Below are 21,916 nucleotides of genomic sequence, written 5' to 3' on the forward strand. Positions count from 1 at the left end.
ACTCACCTATGTAATATAATCTGTACTTGTATGAGATTAATGGTGAAAAGTAACCTTTACAGAAAAATGGCTAAATGTCATTGTTTCGTATAAAAAAAGGTATGATAATTGCTTTTGGTCAATCACAAATTTCCCATGTTGTAAAAATCTGTAATTATACTGCAATTTATGTTAACTGTATACTCCAATGAAATCACTGAAACCACTTCTGCTTGCCACACTAGTGTTGTGGACATGTGTAGGATATGGTCAAATCGACAAAATTAAAAAAGCTTCACATTCCCATTCTCCCAGCAGTGGGAAAAGTTCATCTGGCGACAATGGTCGTAGTGGAAACAATAGTGCGTTTGCTCTCTGGGCATTTTGGCAGGCTGGGAAAGGAATGATACTCTGGCAGATGTATCAGCTAAATCAAAAAGATACGATTCCTTCTATCATTTCGTTGGACGTAATGCCTCAGGTAGGTATCCAGCCACCTGATAACTACTGGCTTCTACCACGTATTAGAGGTAACTGGGGCTTATTCTCTATGGACTTTCGGTACAACTTCCTGATGGAAGATGATGCGCTGGAAGGGAAGATTAAGTCGTTGGGTACATTTGACTGGCAGATTGTTCAGCTAAATTTTGTAAATACACGTCCTGTTACAGTCCGGGCTGGCTTTGGAACCATGATAGAAAATTTTGGTGATCACAATGCCTATTTTGAATGGACGCTGGGTGGTGATCTGCGATTGAAAGAAGGTAAATTGGGTGGTGGCCTGGAGTATCGCGCTACGGAATCTCATTTTGGTATCATGCCTCGTCGGGAAATCAACGCCCGAGTGGAATATCAACTATTTCAGTGGCATCGATTGAAAGGGTATGGCACCCTTGGCGGAATATTTCAACGCTATTACAGTGATATAAATGTTTGGGGGATGCAGACAGGTTTTATCTTTCGTCTGCAATGAGTTAGTTTTTTGGATAATCTGTACGGAAAATGATCCCGCAATTTTCTCTTTTTGCTGCAAAGCTTTGTGAAAAAATGCAGACCTTTGTAGCAAACGAATAACGTGTATGTCAGAGAAGTTAACTACGGATGCTTTACAGTTTCTGCTTACAGAAACAATTTATATTATTCCAGAAGATTTGAGGAGTGTTTCGGTTGTGGCAGAACCTGAACCAGAAATATCACAGCCTCAAATTCCTAAATATGAGACACAGAGTAAAACCATTGAAATTCCAAAAATCCCAGTAATTACTTCTCCTCCTTTGCCTAAGAATCGGAACCAGGTTGTAATTATCTACAACAATATACAAGGCAATTTTCTGATTCCTGAAGACAAAGACTTGTTAAGCAAAATTCTATCATCTGTTAAACTTCGTCTGGAAGATGTAGATCTGGTAAATGCCAACACTCAACGTGATACCTTAATTGAAATCTTGAAAGACAAGGTGGTCAATCAAATCATTAGCTTTGGGATAGAGTTTCGGGAGTTGGATATTCAGATTCCACTGGAAGCATACAAGACTGCTTCTGTGGAAGGTGTAGATATTTTGTTGGTAGACAGCTTATTTGAACTACAACTCAATACTGAGAAAAAGAAATTGCTCTGGAAGTGTTTGCAGACTATGTTTTTACAGAAGAAATAAAATATTTTGAGAAAAGATGTGAATGACTTCAAAAAGAATTAGCCAGAAAATTCATTCGGCTAATTCTTTTTGACCCTATCCGTTTAATAAATAAATGAGATGAAGGTAAACCATTGAGTATAGAATAGAGAGGTGATTTGTTTTTAACAATAAACTCTACTTCAATAGTTTTGTTAATGTATAATGCGTTGATTACTAGTGTGCTAGTTGTGTATTTTTTTGAGCCAAAAAAAGTAATTAAGGACTTTTGAAATAAAGTGGTTTATTTCCTGTTAAGAATAACTATGGACAAGAATGCTACAAATCCGGCAATGAGATATTGAATGACAGAGATTTTGTACCAGGGAAGTGGTAAAGAAGTATCATCCCATATAGTTTCAATCGTACTCGTATTATCACAAATAGGTGTAGTATACATAGGATTTATTACAACAGTATTAGGTGGCATATAATAAATCCATAATCCTTTCTTATAAAGGATATACATATTAATTTTTTCCATTTTACAGATACTTATTGCTTTTACAAGTGTCCAGTAGCTGGCTGTATCTGAAAAAAGAATGTGTATACCGTACATGCAGTTCTGCAACCTGACAATTTCTCTAATTCGCAACTGTGCATAATTGAGTTTTATCAGATCAGTTTCCTGCTCTCCTGTAATTGAAATATCAAGATAATTACGTTCACTTGGGAAATCAGGAATAAACCTAAATGCCTCTCTATTTAGATAGGGATGTTTGGCTAGGACGGATATTACTCGCTGATTTTGTCTCTGCTTTTCATGAAAATATATCTTCCCTAATAAGAATGGTAATACAAGCAGACTTATCAACCCGGGAACGTAATAGATTCTTTTATGGTTAGCATGTAAGAGATGCATGTGAGTTGGATTTTACATATAGATGCGGGTGGAATAAAATTTCCATATTCGTGAATTCAAATATTTCACTATCTTTGCAAAAAAGTTCTTAGAATCCATCAGATAGCGGGAAATATTGGATTTTTCTCCGAAATGTTTGGCTGTCAGATGGGTTTCATGTTTTCTGAACCATGATTCAGGTGATTTTTGGATGGCCACGATTTTGACTTTTAATCCCATGCTTTCCTTTAATCAAGCATCTAGCGGTAAAAATCACATATCATGGCATTCTTAATCCAATTAATCAAAAGTTTAAAATGCAAAAAATTAAATTCTCAGAATTACCCCTCTCCGAAGAAATCCAACGTGCTGTTACTGACATGGGCTTTGAGGAAGCGTCGCCCATTCAATCCGAAGCCATTCCTGTTGCCTTAGAAGGCCGTGATGTTATTGGTCTGGCACAAACAGGAACCGGAAAAACAGCTGCATTTGGAATTCCTGCACTGGAGCAGATCGATGGCAGCAAAAGAAATACACAGGCATTGATTCTTTGTCCCACCCGTGAATTGGCTGTGCAGGTGACTGAAGAGTTAAAACGTCTTTCCAAGTATCTGAATATTCGATGTGTGACTGTATATGGTGGAGATCCTATTGACCGTCAGATTCGTGCTTTACGTGAAGGTGCTCAGGTAGTAGTAGGTACTCCTGGTCGTGTAATTGATCACTTAGAGCGTAAAACGTTGAAGCTGGATAATGTAAAGATTGCCATTCTGGATGAAGCAGATGAAATGCTGGACATGGGATTCCGGGACGATATCGAGGGTATCCTGGAGCAACTACCAGAAGAACGCCAGACATTATTGTTCTCAGCTACTATGTCTAAAGAGATCATGCAACTGACCAAACGTTTTCAGCATGATCCAGCTATTGTAAAAGTGGTGCGTAATGAGTTAACTGCCGAAAATATTGAGCAGTTGTTCTTTGAAATCAAAGCTAAGGCTAAAATCGAAGTAATGTGTCGCCTCATTGATCTGTATCAGTTACAACAGATTGTTGTTTTCTGTAACATGAAAAGTAAGGTTGATGAAGTCGTAGAAGAACTGATTCGTAGAGATTATGGTGCAGAAGGATTACATGGGGATATGCGCCAGCAGGCCCGTAATCAGGTAATGACCAAGTTCCGTGCAGGAAATGCTACTATTCTGGTTGCAACTGATGTAGCTGCCCGCGGTATTGATGTGTCAGGTGTAGATGCCGTATTTAACTACGATATTCCTTTAGACCCAGAATATTATGTACACCGTATTGGTCGTACAGGTCGTGCCGGGAAGTCTGGTAAAGCCTTCACTTTTGTGGTAGGAAAAGAGTTTTATCGTTTACGCGAAATAGAAACCTATACTAAAAAACGTATTGAACGTGGTGTAGTACCTTCTTTTGCTGACGTAGTAGGAGTGAAGAAGGCCAAATTTATCGACCGTATCAAGCAGGTAGTTGATGAAGGTGACCTAGATATATTTGCAGATATGATTGAACCATTACATCATGCAGGTATGTCAACTGAAGATATCATCAAGGCTTTGATAAAGATCAACATGGGTGCACAGAATAGTACCTATGATGATGCTGATCTGCTGGATTCTTATGAAAAGCCACGCTTCAAAGATCGTAACAGCGGACGGGATGATCGCAGAGGTGGTTTTGATCGTGACAGAGATCGTCGTAGTGGCGACAGACGTTCTGATCGAGGCAATGGAGAGCAACGTGATCGTCGTGGTAGTGGCAATAAAGATATGGTTCGTTTATTTGTCAATGTAGGAAAGATGGACAGAGTTCGTCCAAATGATATTGTAGGAGCTTTAACTGGTGAGACCGGAGTGGCTTATGATAATATTGGACAGATAGACATCTACGAAAAATATTCCTTTGTAGAAGTGAAAAAACAAGACGTTCCTAAGGTAATTAAGGGAATGGAAAATAATACAATCAAAGGTCGTCCTGTTCGGATGGAAGTGGCAGGGGGAAAGTCCTAAGCTTTGAATCTCTGATATAATATAGAAAAAGCCCCGACTAGCAATAGTCGGGGCTTTTTCTGTTATAAGAATTTATTATTTTTATTTTATTTGGCTTCTCCCAAAATATCTCCCAGTTTCGCTTCCAATGATTCACCTCTGAGGTTTTTTGCAATGATCTTTCCATTGGGATCAATAAGGTAGGTAGCAGGAATAGAACGAACCCCATAGGATTTGGCTCCTTCAGATGACCAGAACTTCAGATCTGATACATGCTTCCATGTTAACTGATCTTTCTCAATAGCTGCCAGCCAGTCTTTCTTTTCCCGATCCAGCGAAACACCAAAGATTTCAAAATTTTTATCTTTATACTTGTTGTAAATACGTACTACATTCGGATTTTCCATACGACAAGGTCCACACCAGCTTGCCCAAAAATCAATCAAAACATATTTGCCACGAAGAGATGATAATTTCAGTACATTACCATCTGTATCATTTAACGCGATTTCTGGTGCATTCTGCCCTACCTGAAGGGCTTTGCTGAATTCTTCCAGTTGAGCTGCATATCCATCTATTTCTTTGGCATACTTAGAAGTTGCCATTGATTTCTTGATGTTGGTAACAATAGGAAGCAGATATTTATATTCTTCTTCCGGATTTAAAACACCTGTATTTAATGCATACCACTGAGATAATCCCGGTTGCATCTGAGATACAATGGATTTAAACTGTTTCATATTTTCTTCACGCATGTGATTTAGCTTCTTCTCTACATTCCGACGTCCGCTTTCGCTCTTGCTGAGTGCTGCCTCCTGCATTTCTTTCTGAAGAGCACCTACCTTTTGTTGTGCCTCGTTCATCCATACAGTAACTTTTTGTAAGTCATCCATTGCAGGAGTGCCACTCATAGAAACTGCTCCAGTAGGTTTGTTCCCATCTACATTAACAGTCAGATTCTTGTTTTCAAGAACAATCAACACCTTCTGTGTATTGTAAAAGTTCAGTACATAGAAGTCTGGTTCTTTGACTGTGCCCTTGAATGTGAACATATTATTCTTATCCAGACCAGCTGAATCAACGGGAACCAGCTTGTTATCCTGAATTTTCCATAATTGTACCTTGGCTTTGCTTAATGGAAAGCTAACTTTTCCTGTAATGACATAGCCGTCTCCCTGAGGCTCATTGGCAGATACTTCATTGGCTGCATGGCCTGCACAGGCCATTACAAGCATCCAGAAGAGTGATAGAAGAGCAATTTTTTTCATGATTTTATATACTATAAACATTGACTATCGGTATATGATTAAACAGGGTTAGAGCGGACTAGAGAACATATCTACTAATTTTCAGATAATGTCTTAATTAGTAGTTGATTGGCTAGTTTAGGATCGGCTTTTCCTCCGGATTTTTTCATCACTTCACCCATAAACATTCCTACCAGATTTTTTTTTCCGTCAAATTTATACTCTTTTACTTTTTGTGGGTTTGCTGCCAGTACTTCGTTGATGATAGTTTGTAAGGCATTGTCGTCATTCTGTTTCAGCAGGTTATTTTCTTCTGCAATCTGTTGTGCCGTTTTGCCAGGCTGTTGAATCAGCAACGGAAATACCTGATGTGCAGCTATGGTATGGCTAATTTTATCTTTATCAATTAACTCAATCAAACCTGACAAAGTTTCCGGACTTATCGGAAATTGAGCTATATTCAGATGATTTTCATTTAGATACGATTTGATATGTCCCATCACCCAGTTTGACGCTGATTTGTAGTTGGTTGTATGACTACATACTTTGTCAAAATATAAAGCTACTTCTTTAGTGTCTGTTAACACTGTAGCATCATACTCAGGTAACTTATAGGTAGTAACGAATTTCTCATGCAATTCGTGTGGAAGTGCAGGCATTTGTGCCTTTATGTCTACCAGCCATTCCTCTGAAACAACGAAAGGTGCCAGATCCGGATCAGGAAAATAGCGATAGTCGTTCATAGTTTCTTTGGTACGCATGGAATATGTTCTGCCATCTGTCACATCAAATAGCCGGGTTTCCTGAATAATTTTCTCTCCATTCGCTACCGCACGCTTCTGACGTTCGATTTCCACATCAATTGCTCGTTGCACATTCCGGATGGAGTTCATGTTCTTGACCTCTACCTTTGTTCCCAATACTGTACTTCCTTTGGGCATTATCGAAATATTGGCATCACAGCGTAGGGAGCCTTCTTCCATATTCCCATCACAGATCTCCAAATAACGTACTAGTTTACGCACTTCTGTCAGATAAGCAGCAGCTTCTTCAGAGGTTTTCATTACTGGATCAGTAACAATCTCAATCAAAGCTGTACCTGCACGATTATAATCTAAGAGTGTATCTGTTTCTTCTTCAGCGTGTATCGACTTCCCTGCATCTTCTTCCAGATGTATATGGTGTAGTTGGATAAACTGTTCACCATTTTTGGTCTTGATAGTTACACCTCCGCCTACACAGATAGGGGTCTTGTCCTGTGAAATCTGATATCCTTTCGGAAGATCAGGATAAAAATAATTTTTGCGGGCAAATACATTGTATCGTGTAATTTCAGATCCACAAGCCAATCCCATCTTGATCGCAAATTCTACTGCTTTCTTGTTGAGTTTAGGCAATGTTCCAGGATAACCTAAGGTAATGACACTGATATGAGTGTTAGGGGCATCGCCAAATACAACGGCATCAGCTGCAAAAATCTTGGTGTTGGTGAGCAGTTGACAGTGTACTTCTAATCCGATGACAACTTCGTATTCCATTCAAATTGAATTGTTGAGAACTATATGCAAAAAATAACTAATCCTGCTTCTCTTATGTGACACAAAGGTAGAGAAAAAAGCACGGAAAGGTAGGCATTTTTATGGAACTTAGCTGAAAATGAAAGACAATTGTTCGAATTTGATCTTTATAAAAAACATTATTTGTAAAGAATGTATAGAACGTATATCGGATATGTTGCTTTTAACAGATCTGTATATATAAACAAAGGTTGAGTAAAGTATTATTTTATCTGTCTGGTAATGAGATGATTTTATTCCTATTTAATAGTTTAATCAATTTTTTTTCGGAATATATTGTTATATCGGAAAAAGTCGATATGTTTGTGCTATGGATTCGGTAGAAGTATTTAAAGCATTGTCCAATAAAACCCGATTGCAAATTTTGTCGTGGCTTAAAGATCCTGAAACACATTTTCCTGCGCAGGAACAATTGTCTTTAGATTGCCATGGTGTATGTGTAGGGCAGATACAGATAAAATGTGGACTGAGTCAGTCTACAGTATCCGAATATCTGTCTTTGTTACAAAGGACTGGATTGGTAACAGCTACGCGGGTAGGTCAGTGGACCTATTACAAACGCAATGAAGAGGGAATAAAGTTATTGGAGCAATTCATTCAGAATGAAATATAACTGAATGATAGATCGCTTTTTATTTAAATATAGATATCGGATTTTACCGAATTGCCGATTAGCGTTTTCCCAAGATCAAATCATTTCCACCTGCTATGATGGTATTGGTTTGTATGTAAACTCATAAGCTTAATCATGAAAAAAGATATATTGTTTCAACCATTTACGTTGAAATCATTGCATTTGAAAAATCGTATTGTCATGGCTCCCATGACACGTTCTTTTTCGCCTAACGGTATTCCTACAGAAGAGGTAGCTACTTATTACAGCAAACGTGCAGCAGCTCAGGTAGGATTAATTTTATCAGAAGGTACAGTAATTAATCGTCCTTCGTCTTCCAATGATCCAAACATCCCTCATTTTTATGGAGAGAAATCTTTAGAAGGATGGCAAAAAGTGATACAAGGTGTGCATCAGGCAGGTGGTCAGATGGGGCCACAGATATGGCATATGGGTGTGATGTATAACCATCATTCCGGATGGGTACCACCAGTACCATTTGAAGGTCCGTCTGGATTAAACAAGCCTGACTTTACCAATGGTGTGAGCATGACCGAAAAGGACATCTATGATACTATTGATGCCTTTGGTCAGGCTGCTGCCGATGCCAAACGTCTGGGATTTGACTGTGTGGAACTGCATGGCGCACACGGCTATCTGATTGATCAGTTTTTCTGGGAAGGAACCAACCTGCGCACAGATGAATTTGGTGGAAAAACAGTAGTAGAACGTAGCAAATTTGCAATTGAAGTAATAAAAGAAGTTCGTCGGCGTGTAGGCGAGGATTTCACTATTATTCTTCGTTTATCTCAATGGAAACCTCAGGATTACACCTTTAAACTGACAAGAACTCCACAAGAAATGGAAGCTTGGTTGACACCTCTTGCTGAGGCTGGAGTGGATATTTTCCATTGTTCGCAACGGCGTTTCTGGGATTCTGAATTTGATGGATCAGATTTAAACTTTGCGGGTTGGGCTAAAAAGCTAACTGGTAAAGCTACAATTACAGTAGGCTCAATCGGATTGAGTGGAGAATTTCTGGCTGCTTTCAAAGGCGAAAGTTCGCAGCCTCAGTCTATAGAACAGTTATTAGAACGTATGGACAGAGGAGAGTTTGATCTGGCCGCAGTAGGACGTTCATTACTGGCAGATCCAAATTGGGTAGAAAAGATTCGTGACGAACGTACTGCTGAACTGAAAGGTTTTACAAAAGAAGCACTGGCCGCATTACTATAAACCACTATATTTTTTTGATAAACCTCTGGATGTATGGCAATCATATATCCAGAGGTTTTTTATGATGGAAGAAGCAGTTGCTACAAGTTATAACACCCGTATTTAACCATAGTTTGAATTATTTAGTTGACTGTGAGTGTTTTAACAAAAAGTGATCAGACTTATAACACAAACAGGCTACCTATAGGGTATCCTGTTGCAGGGGATTGATCTATATACTTGTGTAGGAAATGGAATTAACTCTATTTCTGAATATCCAAAATCAGGCAATCCATTTACGCGCATCTTCTACTTTGGCGCCAAACTTTCCATCTCAACTTTCACATAGATACTGTTCTTTTTCAGTATACCGGATTGTGCAATAGACAGAGCCACTGGTTCTCTGAAAATATATGGGTTCCATAATCAGGGATAAGGTAAGGGTAAAAGATAAGTACAAAGGAGTAAGCAACTTGTTCTTGCAACTCGTGTTGTATGATATAGGTGGTTAAGGATAAAATCGGAGAATATGTCAGGCTGCTTTGTGTATGTTCAGACCTGAGATCCAGTGAATAGCATCTATACGGTTTTGGAAAAACTCTGTGATAACAGTTTTGCCTGCTTCTTCCTGTTTCTTTTCTGCGTGGTTTTGTATGTTTTTGGCTGCCACTTTATTGAATACATCTTTGCCTACTACAGTGGCTACATAGCGCAGGTTCATTTTGGTTGTGTAAACTTCTATCTGTAATTGTATCCATCGTTGCAACTCCAGAGAGAGAACTCCCATTTGGCTTGTATCTATCAGATAAGCTGTTGCCTGTTTTTGGGCTAATAGCTCTAATCCTGCCAGTGCACCTTTCTTAAATAGATCTGCCTTAACAAACTTCATATCCCATACAGCCGTAACCAGATTCAAGCTTTCGTTATAGGAAAGAGTTAGATAATCTTCTTTAAAATATTCCATAGCTTTTTATATATACTTTCATTCATAGATAACCTATTTAGGCGATAGGTAAGTGCTTGGAAACTGATAAAAGATTATTTATTATGTAATATTTCTGAGAAAAAATATAACCATGTAGGCTGGTTATATTTTGATAGCTGACAATATAAACCTGTTATTTGAATAAAAAATACGATGTGGAGACTATAAACAAGTGTAATCGCTATGAAAAGTCCTATCCAGGTTTTGCACAGGATTCGCAGCTATAGAGTTACTGTTAGTAGTTTTTTCTTCTCGTATTGGATGTAAAGATGAAAGTTTATCCTGGAAACTATATACAACATCTTGATATTGAAGAATTGCTATTAGTTAGATTTACCAATAGTAGAATCTCAAAGGTAAGCAGGCACCTTTTCAGAATTGAAAGAAATATTTTGCAATAGTGTTGCATTTTGGTTTGGATGTGTATATTTGCAACTATGTTGTACTTAGCACCACTAAACCGCCTCTTTAATGCTTAAAAAGTTACCATTTTTACTTCTTCTTGTCCTTGTTTCACAAATCGTAAATGCTCAACATGTGCTTACCGGAAAAGTTACAGACCCATCCGGAATACCACTTCCACATGCAAATATTAAGTTAAGTTCTAGTACTGCCTCAAAAGGAACACATAGTGATGCAAATGGATATTTTGAGTTTACTAACCTGCAAAGTCAAGCTTATTCCTTGATTGTTAGTTCGGTGGGGTATCAAACTGTTAAACAAACTGCAACTATTCAGCAGATAGATTTGGTAGTAAGTATTACATTAATACCACAAACAACAGAATTGCAGGGTGTTGAAATTGTCGGACGTTCCCAAAGGAATTATACCAGTGACTATAGTTTTTCAGCTACAAAGATTGCCATTAGAAATAAGGATCTCCCGCAGTCTGTATCTACAGTAACCAAGGAGTTGATCACCGACCGACAGGCATTCCAACTGGCAGATGCTGTGAAAATAGCCAGTGGAGTAATTCCTTCCAGCTTTTATAACCAATATGCAATCCGGGGGATCAGTCAGAACGAGGAAGGGCAGATTATTAATGGCATGCGTACCCGGCAGTATTATTTTTTGCAGCCTCTTACGAGCAATATTGAACGAGTAGAAGTGTTAAAAGGGCCAGCCTCAGTGACTTTTTCTAGTGTTGATCCGGGAGGAAGTATTAATATGGTTACTAAGAAGCCTCTCGCTGAAGATCGTAAAGAGATAACATTGGGTGCGGGCAGCTTTAGCACTATTCGTGGAGCACTTGACTTTACCGGCCCATTAAATGAATCTAAAACGTTGTTATATCGTCTTAACGGAGCCTACCAGGAAGCCCGTTCCTATCGTGATCTGATATCCAATAAATCTATTCTTATTTCTCCTTCATTCAGCTACATTCCCAATACAAAAACAGCCATTAACGCAGAAGTGATTTTTAGTAATTTGAATGGGAATCTGGATAGAGGACAACCCATATTCGGTGCTATAGCAGGAAAGACCAACCTAAACAGTACTCCTATCAGTTTAAATCTGGCCGCTCCTACAGACTTTTTCAAATCCAAAGAACTGATTCTGATGGGAAGCTTTGCACATAAATTCACAGAGAAACTAAGTGTGAATGTTTCCTATATGAAGCAGACCTGGACAGAAGATTTACAGGAACATCGTACAACCAATGCTTTTGCTTCGGATACAGCAGGTAACACCGTGACAAGTATGGTAAGTATGCAGTTTGTGCAGCGGAAGCAATTCTGGAGTACAGATAACCTGAATGCCTACTTTACCTATGATTTTCAGCTTGGAAAAACTTCGCACAAACTGGTAGCCGGATACGATATGCAGTACTGGTACAAGCTAAAAGGGGGAGGACAAAATGCTGCTCGTGGATTTTTACTGAAAGATGGCTCAGTGACAGGAAGTTTTATTAAAACGAATGCTGGCAATTACCAGACAATTACAGTTGGTGATAAGATATTGCCACGTCCCAATGTAAATTATTTTGACCTGAATAATCCAACCTATACTATTCGCAATCTGAATGAATACATACTTAATGCCAGGACGGCTATCCCTTCTGCATTAACTAAAACGCAGGCAGTTTATATACAGGAACAAATCCGGATAGGTAAGTTCTCTGCCTTATTGAGTTTGCGAAATGAATGGTTTGAAGATATTACCAACTACAATGCTCCCAAACAAGCATCTTTTTCCAACGCTGCTCTGATTCCCCGAATAGGTGTAACATTTGAAGCAAGTCAGAGTGTAAATGTGTATGGAACCTATCTGCAAGGGTACCAGCCTCAATCCAATACGGTTACGTTGATGCCAAGTACAGGCAGTTATACGTGGACAGATCAATCTGCTGCTCAGTTTAAGCCATTGATCAGTGATTTAAAAGAAATCGGGATGAAAGCTACCTTAGTAAAAGGCAGAATTACGATTAATTCCGCAATCTATGAGATCAATCAGAAGAATATTCTCATGAATGCCAATGATCCGAACAACCCTGATTTACTTGTGCAGAGGGGAGCTGATCGAAGTCGTGGGTTTGAAGTAGATCTTGCAGGGTATATTCGTTCTAACTGGCAGATCAATGCATCCTACAGCTTTATTGATGCCACAATTGTGATGGATCGGAATGAGGAATTGATCGGAAAGCGTAAAGAGAATACACCCAGTCACAGTGGCAATCTATGGACTCGCTATAATTTTGGTGAATCATCTGTTTTGAAAGATCTCGGCATAGGATTAGGTATGCAGGCACAAGGAAGTCGTATTCCCTGGTTCTCAAGAGATTTCGAAGTACCTGCTTTTGCTGTATTTGATGCTGCAGTTTATTATACACCTGGAAAAAGCAATATGCAAGTAGCTCTTAATTGCAATAATGTACTGGACAAAACCTATTGGATTGGAGCTCAGAATTATACTCGTTTATTTCCGGGTGCACCCAGAAACTTTATTCTGACAGCTACCTATAGATTTTAGAAGTCTGATTTATAGAAAAGCACTTAGCCTATAAATATATATTTTCATGCGCTTTTTTGTTTTAAAAATTTTGTTCCGGCAGGTTTATAGAAGTACTATCAAAAAACGAAGCACACTCTGGCTGATCGGGATTTTTAATCTGATGTTAGTGTTTGCAGTAGTGTCAGGATATCAAATACTGACAACTCAGCAACAGATAGTAGACGAATATAGCCATCAGGTGCGTCATCGCTGGGAAAAAAGTCCTGATAAGCATCCTCATCGAATGGCACATTATGGATATGTGGCTTTTCGTCAGAAGTTTCCGTTGAGCTTCTTTGACTTCGGAATGAATAGCTATGTAGGTAATGCTGTTTTTCTGGAAGCCCATAGGCAAAATACCGTTAATTTTTCAGAGGCCAGTTTGTCTAACGGATTGTTACGGTTTGGGGAGATTTCGGCTGGTTTGATTTTACAGCTTTTGCTGCCACTGGTGATTTTTTTCTGGGGATTCGATCTGATATCTGCTGAACGTGAAAATGGAACTCTCCGGATTTTACTCACGCAGGGTATCAGTTGGCCGGAATTAATTATGGGTAAATGTCTGGGACTGTTTTCTGTATCGCTGACCATCTTTGCACCTGTAGCAGTGATAAGTCTCATTTTGTTGTTTTGCAATGAGGCCATAAGCGAGAATTGGCAGGCATTGGGTTACTTTGCTATATTGGTTGTAGCCTATTTGGTGTACTTACTTATTGTTTCATTGCTGGCTGTCTTTGTTTCTGCAAAAAGCAATACTTCCAAATCTGCTCTGACTAAACTGATCGGTTTTTGGTTGTTCTTTACACTAATACTTCCAAAAATTTCACTGGTAGTAGGGCAGAGTTTGTATCCTTCGCCCTCTAAGGTTGAGTTTGATACAGCCGTAGAACAGGAACTATTGGCTCTGGGAGACAGTCATAATCCTAATGATCCTCACTTTAAAGCGTTAAAAGATTCCTTGTTACAAGCATATGGCGTAGATTCTACTCATAAGCTGCCATTCAACTATGGTGGCTATGTGATGCGGGAAGGAGAAAGACTTAGTGCCGAAACATATAAAAGACATCAGGCAAAGCTGGTAGCGATTTATCAAAAGCAACAGAATGTAGTGCGATTGACTGCTTTGTGCAATCCCTTTATGGCTATCAAAAATCTGTCAATGGCACTCTCTGGAACTGATTATGCTACTTACCATGATTTTGAAAATCAGGCTGAGGCATACCGCTATAAGTTGGCCCAGACAATGAACGAACTGCAAATCAAGCTAATCAGTAATACCACCAAAGGTTCATCAGGCAAGCAGGCTATCATTAGCCGGAAGCACTGGGCTGAGTTCCCTGATTTCAGACACCATTTCCCCGCCTTTGTCCATGTTTTTCAGCAGGAGGGACTTGCTATTATCTCTCTGATTATTTGGTTATCAGGGTTGTACTTTCTGGTAACACTATCTTCCAAGCATTTTAAAGCATTCTAATTATGACAGGGTTACTGATTAAAAACTTCGTTCGTTCAAAAGGACTAATGACAGGGATTTTGCTGTTATTTATCTCTGGCTTGATAAGTTTGAATGTAGGAAAGCATTTTCTTGAAAAGAATCAACAGATTATTCAGCAGACGGCCCACTTCCAGCAGGAAAACATAGATCGGAATGTGAAATATGTCAATAAGGAAATAGGGCTTTTATTATACTATGTTCGTTTTGGCCTGGCAAATCATACTCCCAATCTCGCAGGTCTTTCTATTGGGCAACGGGACATTAATCCGGCTGTACTAAGTGTCACTATTCGTAATCTGGAAGAACAGAAATATACTACCGATCTGATGAACCCAATGTATCAGTTGATTGGCAATCTGGATTTTAGTTTTGTGCTGATATACTTTTTTCCACTAATCATCATTGCGTTCTGCTTTAACCTGATTTCAGAAGAGAAAGAAGAAGGAACCTGGAGTCTGGTACTGAGCCAGGCAATTAGTCCATTGAAGATGTTAAGGTTAAAGCTATGTATCCGGTATGTAAGTGTGCTTACAGTGCTATTGTTATTGCTGGTTATCGCTAAATTTTATCTGGCTATTCCTGTAGATAATGCTTTTGTTGCCTTTGGCCTGACCGCTATTTTATATATAAGCTTCTGGTTTAGTATGTCCTGGTTGATTGTATCGTTTCACAGAGACTCAAGTTACAATGCTTTGTTACTACTTATTGTATGGGTAATGCTCACCATCGTAATTCCTGCTTCCGTTAATACAGTCATAGTTTATAAATATCCTGTATCTGAGGCATTTAGAGTGGTATTGGAAAGCAGGGAAGGGTATCATTCTAAATGGGATCAGCCAAAAGAACCAACGATACAAAAATTCCGGAAGCGTTATCCGCAATTTAACCAGTACAAGCATCCGGAAGGAAAAGACTATAGCTGGCTTTGGTATTATGCCATGCAACAGATGGGAGACGATGAAGCTGCTGTTCATGCAACAGATTTGAAAATAAAGCTATGGAAACGGGAGGCAGCCAGTTCGGTTATTGGTTTGTTTGTACCTACGATTCATACACAGCAAATCTGTAATCATCTGAGTCAATCAGATATGGCTAACCACTTGAACTTTATAGAAAAACTGGAAGAGTTTCATGAACAGAAACGGTTGTATTTCTATCCGAAAATCTTCACAGATTTTGCCGTTGCAGATGAAAACTGGAAAGCATTTCCGCTTGTGTATTTTCAGGATCAGGTATCTGTCAGTTGGAGTATGGTTCTGATTCCTGTGTTTAGTCTCTGTGTTGTTTGTGTGGTCTGGGCAGGAATTAATTTCAGAAGGCCATTGGAACGCAATGCGCGTTATCAGTAAATTATTCATTGTAAACAAATTATATGCTTACTGCTAAAAATCTCACTAAAAAATACGGAGACCATGTTGCTCTCCATAACTTAAATTTGACTATTGAGGCTGGCGAAATATTTGCTTTGCTGGGTCAGAACGGAGCAGGTAAAACTACTACTATCAATTGTTTTCTGGGTTTCATAGAGCCTAGTAGTGGTCAGGCAAGTATCAATGATATTTCGGTGACACAAAATACAGCTGAAACCAAAAAGTATCTGGCTTATATTCCTGAAACGGTAATCCTGTATGGCAATCTAACAGGGATTGAAAATCTTGAGTTTTTCTCTCAATTGGCCGGATTTCGTTATTCAAGAGAAGAACTATCGGGCTTTCTTTCCAAGGCAGGCTTACAAACAACAGCACATAGTCAGCGGGTAGGAGGGTATTCAAAAGGGATGAGGCAAAAGGTTGGAATTGCCATTGCGATTGCCAAAAAAGCAAAGGTATTACTACTTGATGAGCCTACCAGTGGGCTTGATCCGAAAGCTTCCAATGAATTTTCTGAAATCCTAAAAGAACTATCGCTGCGGGGAACAGCCATCCTGATGGCTACACATGATATATTCCGTGCCAAAGAAGTAGCCCATCGTATCGGAATTATGAAGGAGGGACATTTGGTTTCTGTGATTGATTCCAGAGATATCTCTGCAACCGAATTAGAGCAGTTGTATTTGCAAACGGTATAATTGGGTAATAAAATGTTTTGTTTTATCTATCTTTCTAAGACAATCATTTGCCTTATACTTGGTTTAAACAATAACATCATTTGATAATGAGACGTACATTAGTTTATACCTGCCTAAGTATGTTCTTCACTATTTTTAGCTTTCAGATCAAGGCTGGAAGTAGAGAAGATCCAGAGACATTTGATGCATTTGTTAATGCTGTACAGGAGAATCATCTCATATCCGTAAAAGCGATAAAACAGTATGTTAAACTGGATAATTCGTTCTTTAAAGGCCAAAGTATATTTAGAGGAGAGTTTGGGATGAAGGTAACAGATAATGTTTATGTTATTATACTTAAGCATTTTCAGGGGAACTATGTAAAAGATATCCTGATTACATTTAACAAGATCCATGAGCAAATTACTTACAAAAGCATTATTTCAAGTTGTAAAGAATGCAAGTCAACAGACCTGTTTGCCGATCTAAGTTTTGAAAGTGAAGAGAGAAGAAAAGTCCTGATCGAATACTATGAACCTATTTTTCAAAAGGCAAAGATTTTGGAAAGTCAACGAAAGATTAAAAAAACGGAACATTGGTATATAACAGACAAAGGCTATATTCTAAAAAGTGAGTGGTAAGCTATTTTTCAATACTACCTACAGAAAAGTAGTTTACTTATGGTTTAATCTCCAACCTACCTTTTGCAATCTGCTCTTTTATGCTGATAAAAGATGGATTGTTGCCTTCTTCCCATTTTTGACCTCTAAATATCAGTGTAAAGTACTGATAGCTATCTGATCTAATACTGATGTTTAGAGTGTCATCTTTGGAGGGTGTATAATCAAAATCAAAACAATTGCCTTCATTTAGTAGCTGTACAATCGTCTCTGCAGTAATCCCACTGCCCAGATCCTGAGTTGAACCCATGACTCTTCCAATAAGGTGTTCTTTTTTTAGCCCTACCAGACGTGACAATACCCACATATAGGTGTTTTTCGGATCTGGCGTTCCTTCAGATGTAACAATGCAGGTACAAAACTTTATTTGAGAAGTATTTTCACACATAGGATTATAGACTTTGGTGGGGTTAGTAATTTCTGCTCAGATACATGTTATCTGGATAGCTAACTGTAAACTTATAATTTTTGCAGATATACCAAAAATATAATAGAAAAGCCTATTCTAATAGAACAGCAATTTATACTACAATGATTGACTGTGTAATACTTTTTCTTTGGTAGACCTCAAGCTGCGAGTAGAGTAAACCAATATGAGAAAACCAATAAACAACACACTTGCTACAATGAATTCTAGACGACTACCTTGTTCAGATGATCTCCCAATTCATGCAACAAATAACTTCTCAGATCCCAGCCATATACAATAATATCTGATCCCCAGACAGAGAGTATAGGATTACCTGCCTGACAGGGCTCACTTACCATAAACCTGTGACTTTTCAATGGAAGTAAGGTAGGGGCTTGTTTATACCACTCTGTAAAGATGGCTTCTTTTTCTGTTTCTGATTGAGGCCTTTTTCCCCAGGATTTTATCCATACGCCATTCATACCTTTGACATCTTCCAGAACTGTTTGGTAAGGCCAGTCTAGCCTGCTCCGGATTTCCTGTTCATCTGTGAACCAGTTATAGAAGAAAGGCCGCTCTTCTGTAATCTCTTCTTCTCCATTTTCAGAAGAATCTGTATATCGGATCACTTCTTTTCTGTCAATGGTATGGAGAATCTTTAAAAACTCACGATGGTCAGGTGTAAACCGGATTGCATACTTTTTTTCAATTTCATCAATCTGAGTTTCTTCCATCCCAATCCATTTAGCACCTCGTATCCAATCTTCACAAACAAAGTCATCTGAGTTTACATCTGTATTTGCATTCCAGAATGCTTCTGTACGTTCTTTGAACCAGTATAAAAACTCTGTAATGTTTTCAGGTATCGTTTACATAGGTATATCTGTTTGATTGGTCTGCAAACTTAAGGGATGCCGTACGCAGTCTATTTGCGCAGAAATTGAATTTTTAATAAAAAACTTTTGGTGTGTATATGAGAGAAAATGCCAGCTATCATGAATAAGTTTTTATACTAATTCTATACAGTTATTTGTGTAGTCTTATTGCAAAAGATGAAAAGATGATTTAGTAGTCGTTGAAACTAAAACTACAGGGAGAGTGGAAGGTCGTAGATCTAGGATAAACTGGCATAGAATAACACTTTTTTGTAGTTTTACCAGAGTAGGTTGTTTAATAGATTTTGTACTCTATATAATTATCTTCTGCATGAAAACGCAAACGAGTACATCCACTACATATATTCCGAAAGGTATTCTGAAAGAATTTGTTGGTTCTATTGTACATCTGAACGGACTGGGTACAGGGATTGCGCTTCAGCGAGTATATCAGACAATCGTAATTAATATAGGTGCCAATTTTTTTAACTCTGATCCCTATACTACAGAACCTTCAAAAGAACATTTACCTGCTATCTGGATTAATGGAAAACATGAACATCCGTTTGCATTAGAAAATCCAGGTGTCATATCTCTATATGTAATTGGCATAAAACCCGGTATGTTGCCTTATTTTTCTCGTGTACCTGTAGTTGAAACCAACAGCCAGGCACTATGTGCTACCTATTGGGCTGAATCAGATATATTTACGTTGAGAGAACGATTGTTGGAATCTACAGATGTACAGACAGGTTTTGAATTAATAGAAGCATATTTTATTAGCAGGCTTGAAGGTAAGAATTTTCTATCGCTTCCAAAGATTCATTATTTAAGCAAAGCTATAACCAACAATACTGTAACGGAAATTTGTGCCACAATGGGTTGTACACGAAAGAAGTTAAGGGCAGATTCTATTCAATATTTTGGAGCTCCAGTCAAAAACATGCAAGGGATTATATGTTTTGGACAGCACCTGACTGCTATAGCCAGTCAGCCACATCAGTCTTTATCTTCACTACATTTGTTCTACGATCAGGCACATTTTATCAAGGATTTCAAAGTCCGAACGGGTATGACTCCAGGTCAGTATCGTTTGCTTTGCCAAAAATACTCCCAAATCCGATACAGTCCCAATTTTATTCCTCTTCCTAAGGAAACATTTTTACAATTTATTGCCAGCCATCCAGACTAACTTTGTTCAGTAATAATTACTTAAATCCTTACTGACATATGACAGAATCAACCCACCCTGTAGTATTTTTTGATATTGGTTGTAAAGACCTTAACAAAACAACTACATTCTACCAAAGCTTATTTGGCTGGACACCCTCTGGTATCCCATTGGCTAATCTAATCAACACTGGTTCTCTGGAAGGCATTCAGGGACAGATTACAGCATTGGGACACGAACCGCATAACTATGTGATTGTGTATATACAGGTAGACAATATTAGTTTACAGTTAGACAGAATTATAACTGCAGGTGGACAAAAACTGGTTGGTCCAGTAACACTCCCTAATGGAAAGCAATTTGCCTGGTTTAAAGATTTGGAGGGTACTACAATGGGTTTGGTAACAAAGGTATAGATAGTGTTTATGTGAAATATTCCATAACCTATGGATCTATAAGAACTTAATACTAATACTAAAAGCCGGCTTCTACAACACCGGCTTTTAAACTTTTAAAGATGCATAAGAAAATAATCTATTGGTCTTACTTAGATTTGGGATCGGCTTCTTTAAATAGTTGTATTTTGCTTGTTGTAGGTACTATAAAGTTTCTGAAAAAATAGCCCCAGGGCATTGCAATTACAAAAACTATAACTCCTGAAAACACCATAGTCATGTATTCTGCCGGAGAACCTGCCAGTTCATTATTTAACCACAAGGGAAAGGCTACTATAATAAGCCAAGTACTCTTGTATATAATGTCAAACAACACAATTGGTAACATTTTGAGTGGATGGAATATACCTATAAAAGACATAGAGGAATAAGCGCCCCACATACACCAGGCTGCTGCATCCACTGTATTCCACGGCCCTGTATGAGTGAAAATATATTTCCAGGAATCATAGGTCAGAAACATGAGTGTAAAAAGTAGTCTTAACAGATATATATTGATTCTGCGAACGCCTTCATACTGTTTAAAATCTCTGCTGAAAAGGGTTTGTAATAGGGTCAGTGTTTTCATATTGATTTATTTTTAAGCAAGATGCAATGTCCTGATGGTGAAAAGAAGAAATGATGACAGGCACTCTTTAACCACTGATAGAAGCCTTATATTCCATGATCAACCCGGTTTTATCCTTCTAAATAAGCTATTCGAATGTTTCGGATGATTGTCTGTCATTTTTGATTCCGAGTAGATTGTTAAATATCTACCTTTGAAGAGAATCTAAGAATAATGAATCACCTTCTAAAGAAACAAATCAGCTGGATTCTTATTACAGGAACCCTATTTACATGCTTTTACTGGTTATTTAGATTAGCTATACCTGGTGCTGCTTTTGAGTTTGCTACAAGTATTACTGCTATTATCATGAGTGGGCTGTTGTCAGGAAGGTATGTTGCACGATTAGGATATAATACTTCTCCACATACATCAAATCTTGTTTTGGTGGTTTTGATAGGGTTAGTTATTATAGGTCTTATGGGAATGGGGTGGCTTATCAGTAAAATGATTGGTAATACACAGTTCCACCACTTTTTCTTTACTATCCTACTATTGTTTCTGGTAAATGGTCTGGTTGCAGCAATCATAAGTCTAGTGCGAAACCGGATCAAAACAACTCTTCGCTTAACACAAACTGCCCTTGCTCAAAGTAAAACAGAACTGCAGTTGTTGCAGTCACAAATGAGTCCCCACTTTTTATTTAACACCCTGAATAATCTGTATGGGCTATCTCTTTCAGAACATTATAAGGTTCCAGAACTACTGTTGAAGTTGTCGGATCTGCTGAGATATTCTGTATATGAAGCAAAAGAAATATTTGTACCTCTTCAGGATGAAGTTAACTATCTTAAAAACTATATTGAATTTGAAAAAATCCGATTGGGAGACAGATTGTCTCTCACCCTTCAACTTCAGGAGGTAAATGATAAATCTGTACATATTGCCCCTCTGCTGTGGATTGTTTTTGTTGAAAATGCGAAGTTGTTTAGTAAAAGGAAAGGATTCCCGAAAAAGAGTGAATTTTGAGATGCGAACCAAAAAATATCACTCTAAATGGAAATCCTTTCGAAAGATACCATACGCACCTATATAGTTGCAAATTTA

General features: G+C 38.2%; 20 protein-coding genes. 13 read left to right on the plus strand and 7 right to left on the minus strand.

All coding sequences use genetic code 11. The features are described 5' to 3' along the window. Positions 1–187: 187 nt before the first annotated feature. Together QNI15_RS33355 and QNI15_RS33360 are read left to right on the plus strand one after the other, a co-directional pair. Positions 188–952: a hypothetical protein gene (locus tag QNI15_RS33355; RefSeq protein WP_314036119.1), complete on the plus strand. Its 765-nt coding sequence runs from the start codon at positions 188–190 to the stop codon at positions 950–952. Positions 953–1,058: 106 nt separating this feature from the next. After that, a complete protein-coding gene (locus QNI15_RS33360) occupies positions 1,059–1,634 on the plus strand; it encodes a hypothetical protein (protein ID WP_314036121.1) in 576 nt (191 codons plus the stop codon). Between the two features lie 262 nt (positions 1,635–1,896). On the opposite strand, the gene QNI15_RS33365 is transcribed toward QNI15_RS33360, so the two are convergent. Continuing rightward, a complete protein-coding gene (locus QNI15_RS33365) occupies positions 1,897–2,514 on the minus strand; it encodes a hypothetical protein (protein ID WP_314036123.1) in 618 nt (205 codons plus the stop codon). A 296-nt stretch (positions 2,515–2,810) separates the two neighbouring features. Between QNI15_RS33365 and QNI15_RS33370 the strand changes: the two genes are divergently transcribed. After that, entirely contained in the window at positions 2,811–4,523 is a 1,713-nt protein-coding gene (locus QNI15_RS33370) for a DEAD/DEAH box helicase (protein ID WP_314036125.1), read from the plus strand. A gap of 86 nt (positions 4,524–4,609) precedes the next feature. On the opposite strand, the gene QNI15_RS33375 is transcribed toward QNI15_RS33370, so the two are convergent. Both QNI15_RS33375 and gatB read right to left on the minus strand, forming a co-directional pair. Then, on the minus strand, positions 4,610–5,770 hold the full coding sequence (locus QNI15_RS33375; RefSeq protein WP_314036127.1) for a TlpA disulfide reductase family protein: 1,161 nt from the start codon (positions 5,768–5,770) through the stop codon (positions 4,610–4,612). 74 nt (positions 5,771–5,844) lie between these two features. Then, positions 5,845–7,287 (minus strand): Asp-tRNA(Asn)/Glu-tRNA(Gln) amidotransferase subunit GatB, encoded by a 1,443-nt coding sequence (gene gatB / locus QNI15_RS33380; RefSeq protein WP_314036129.1) that lies wholly within the window; start codon positions 7,285–7,287, stop codon positions 5,845–5,847. Between the two features lie 349 nt (positions 7,288–7,636). Here gatB and QNI15_RS33385 point away from each other — a divergent pair, with 349 nt between their 5' ends. Both QNI15_RS33385 and QNI15_RS33390 read left to right on the plus strand, forming a co-directional pair. After that, the gene (locus QNI15_RS33385; protein ID WP_314036131.1) at positions 7,637–7,939 is read left to right on the plus strand and encodes an ArsR/SmtB family transcription factor; all 303 of its coding nucleotides are present in this window, start codon (positions 7,637–7,639) and stop codon (positions 7,937–7,939) included. 135 nt (positions 7,940–8,074) lie between these two features. Beyond that, the gene (locus QNI15_RS33390; protein WP_314036133.1) at positions 8,075–9,175 is read left to right on the plus strand and encodes an NADH:flavin oxidoreductase; all 1,101 of its coding nucleotides are present in this window, start codon (positions 8,075–8,077) and stop codon (positions 9,173–9,175) included. A gap of 511 nt (positions 9,176–9,686) precedes the next feature. Here QNI15_RS33390 and QNI15_RS33395 read toward each other — a convergent pair. Next, positions 9,687–10,118, minus strand: coding sequence for a hypothetical protein (locus QNI15_RS33395; RefSeq protein ID WP_314036135.1), 432 nt, complete (start codon positions 10,116–10,118; stop codon positions 9,687–9,689). A 492-nt stretch (positions 10,119–10,610) separates the two neighbouring features. On the opposite strand from QNI15_RS33395, the gene QNI15_RS33400 reads away from it, so the two are divergent. The 5 genes from QNI15_RS33400 to QNI15_RS33420 all read left to right on the plus strand — a co-directional run bounded on the left by QNI15_RS33400 (position 10,611) and on the right by QNI15_RS33420 (position 17,313). After that, on the plus strand, positions 10,611–13,109 hold the full coding sequence (locus tag QNI15_RS33400) for a TonB-dependent receptor (RefSeq protein WP_314036137.1): 2,499 nt from the start codon (positions 10,611–10,613) through the stop codon (positions 13,107–13,109). Between the two features lie 46 nt (positions 13,110–13,155). Then, the gene (locus QNI15_RS33405; protein ID WP_314036139.1) at positions 13,156–14,604 is read left to right on the plus strand and encodes an ABC transporter permease; all 1,449 of its coding nucleotides are present in this window, start codon (positions 13,156–13,158) and stop codon (positions 14,602–14,604) included. A gap of 2 nt (positions 14,605–14,606) precedes the next feature. Further along, complete coding sequence (locus QNI15_RS33410) at positions 14,607–15,974, plus strand: DUF3526 domain-containing protein (RefSeq protein ID WP_314036141.1); 1,368 nt, start codon at positions 14,607–14,609, stop codon at positions 15,972–15,974. Positions 15,975–15,997: 23 nt separating this feature from the next. Beyond that, positions 15,998–16,693, plus strand: coding sequence for an ABC transporter ATP-binding protein (locus QNI15_RS33415; protein ID WP_314036143.1), 696 nt, complete (start codon positions 15,998–16,000; stop codon positions 16,691–16,693). A 119-nt stretch (positions 16,694–16,812) separates the two neighbouring features. Continuing rightward, positions 16,813–17,313 carry a hypothetical protein gene (locus QNI15_RS33420; protein WP_314036145.1) on the plus strand — a complete coding sequence of 167 codons (501 nt, stop codon included), beginning with the start codon at positions 16,813–16,815 and terminating at the stop codon, positions 17,311–17,313. 37 nt (positions 17,314–17,350) lie between these two features. Here the strand turns inward: QNI15_RS33420 and QNI15_RS33425 are convergent, their stop codons facing one another. Then, positions 17,351–17,740, minus strand: a complete 390-nt coding sequence (locus tag QNI15_RS33425; protein WP_314036147.1) for a hypothetical protein — start codon at positions 17,738–17,740, stop codon at positions 17,351–17,353. A 245-nt stretch (positions 17,741–17,985) separates the two neighbouring features. Then, positions 17,986–18,495 (minus strand): hypothetical protein, encoded by a 510-nt coding sequence (locus QNI15_RS33430; protein ID WP_314036149.1) that lies wholly within the window; start codon positions 18,493–18,495, stop codon positions 17,986–17,988. A 472-nt stretch (positions 18,496–18,967) separates the two neighbouring features. On the opposite strand from QNI15_RS33430, the gene QNI15_RS33435 reads away from it, so the two are divergent. Then, on the plus strand, positions 18,968–19,828 hold the full coding sequence (locus QNI15_RS33435) for a helix-turn-helix domain-containing protein (protein ID WP_314036151.1): 861 nt from the start codon (positions 18,968–18,970) through the stop codon (positions 19,826–19,828). Positions 19,829–19,866: 38 nt separating this feature from the next. Next, complete coding sequence (locus tag QNI15_RS33440; protein WP_314036153.1) at positions 19,867–20,223, plus strand: hypothetical protein; 357 nt, start codon at positions 19,867–19,869, stop codon at positions 20,221–20,223. A 127-nt stretch (positions 20,224–20,350) separates the two neighbouring features. On the opposite strand, the gene QNI15_RS33445 is transcribed toward QNI15_RS33440, so the two are convergent. Continuing rightward, positions 20,351–20,830, minus strand: a complete 480-nt coding sequence (locus QNI15_RS33445) for a hypothetical protein (RefSeq protein WP_314036154.1) — start codon at positions 20,828–20,830, stop codon at positions 20,351–20,353. A 213-nt stretch (positions 20,831–21,043) separates the two neighbouring features. Here QNI15_RS33445 and QNI15_RS33450 point away from each other — a divergent pair, with 213 nt between their 5' ends. Next, positions 21,044–21,838, plus strand: a complete 795-nt coding sequence (locus QNI15_RS33450; protein ID WP_314036156.1) for a sensor histidine kinase — start codon at positions 21,044–21,046, stop codon at positions 21,836–21,838. Positions 21,839–21,916: the final 78 nt, after the last annotated feature.

This window comes from Xanthocytophaga flava, from assembly GCF_030068545.1.
In the GTDB taxonomy this organism is placed as follows: Bacteria; Bacteroidota; Bacteroidia; order Cytophagales; family 172606-1; genus Xanthocytophaga; species Xanthocytophaga flava.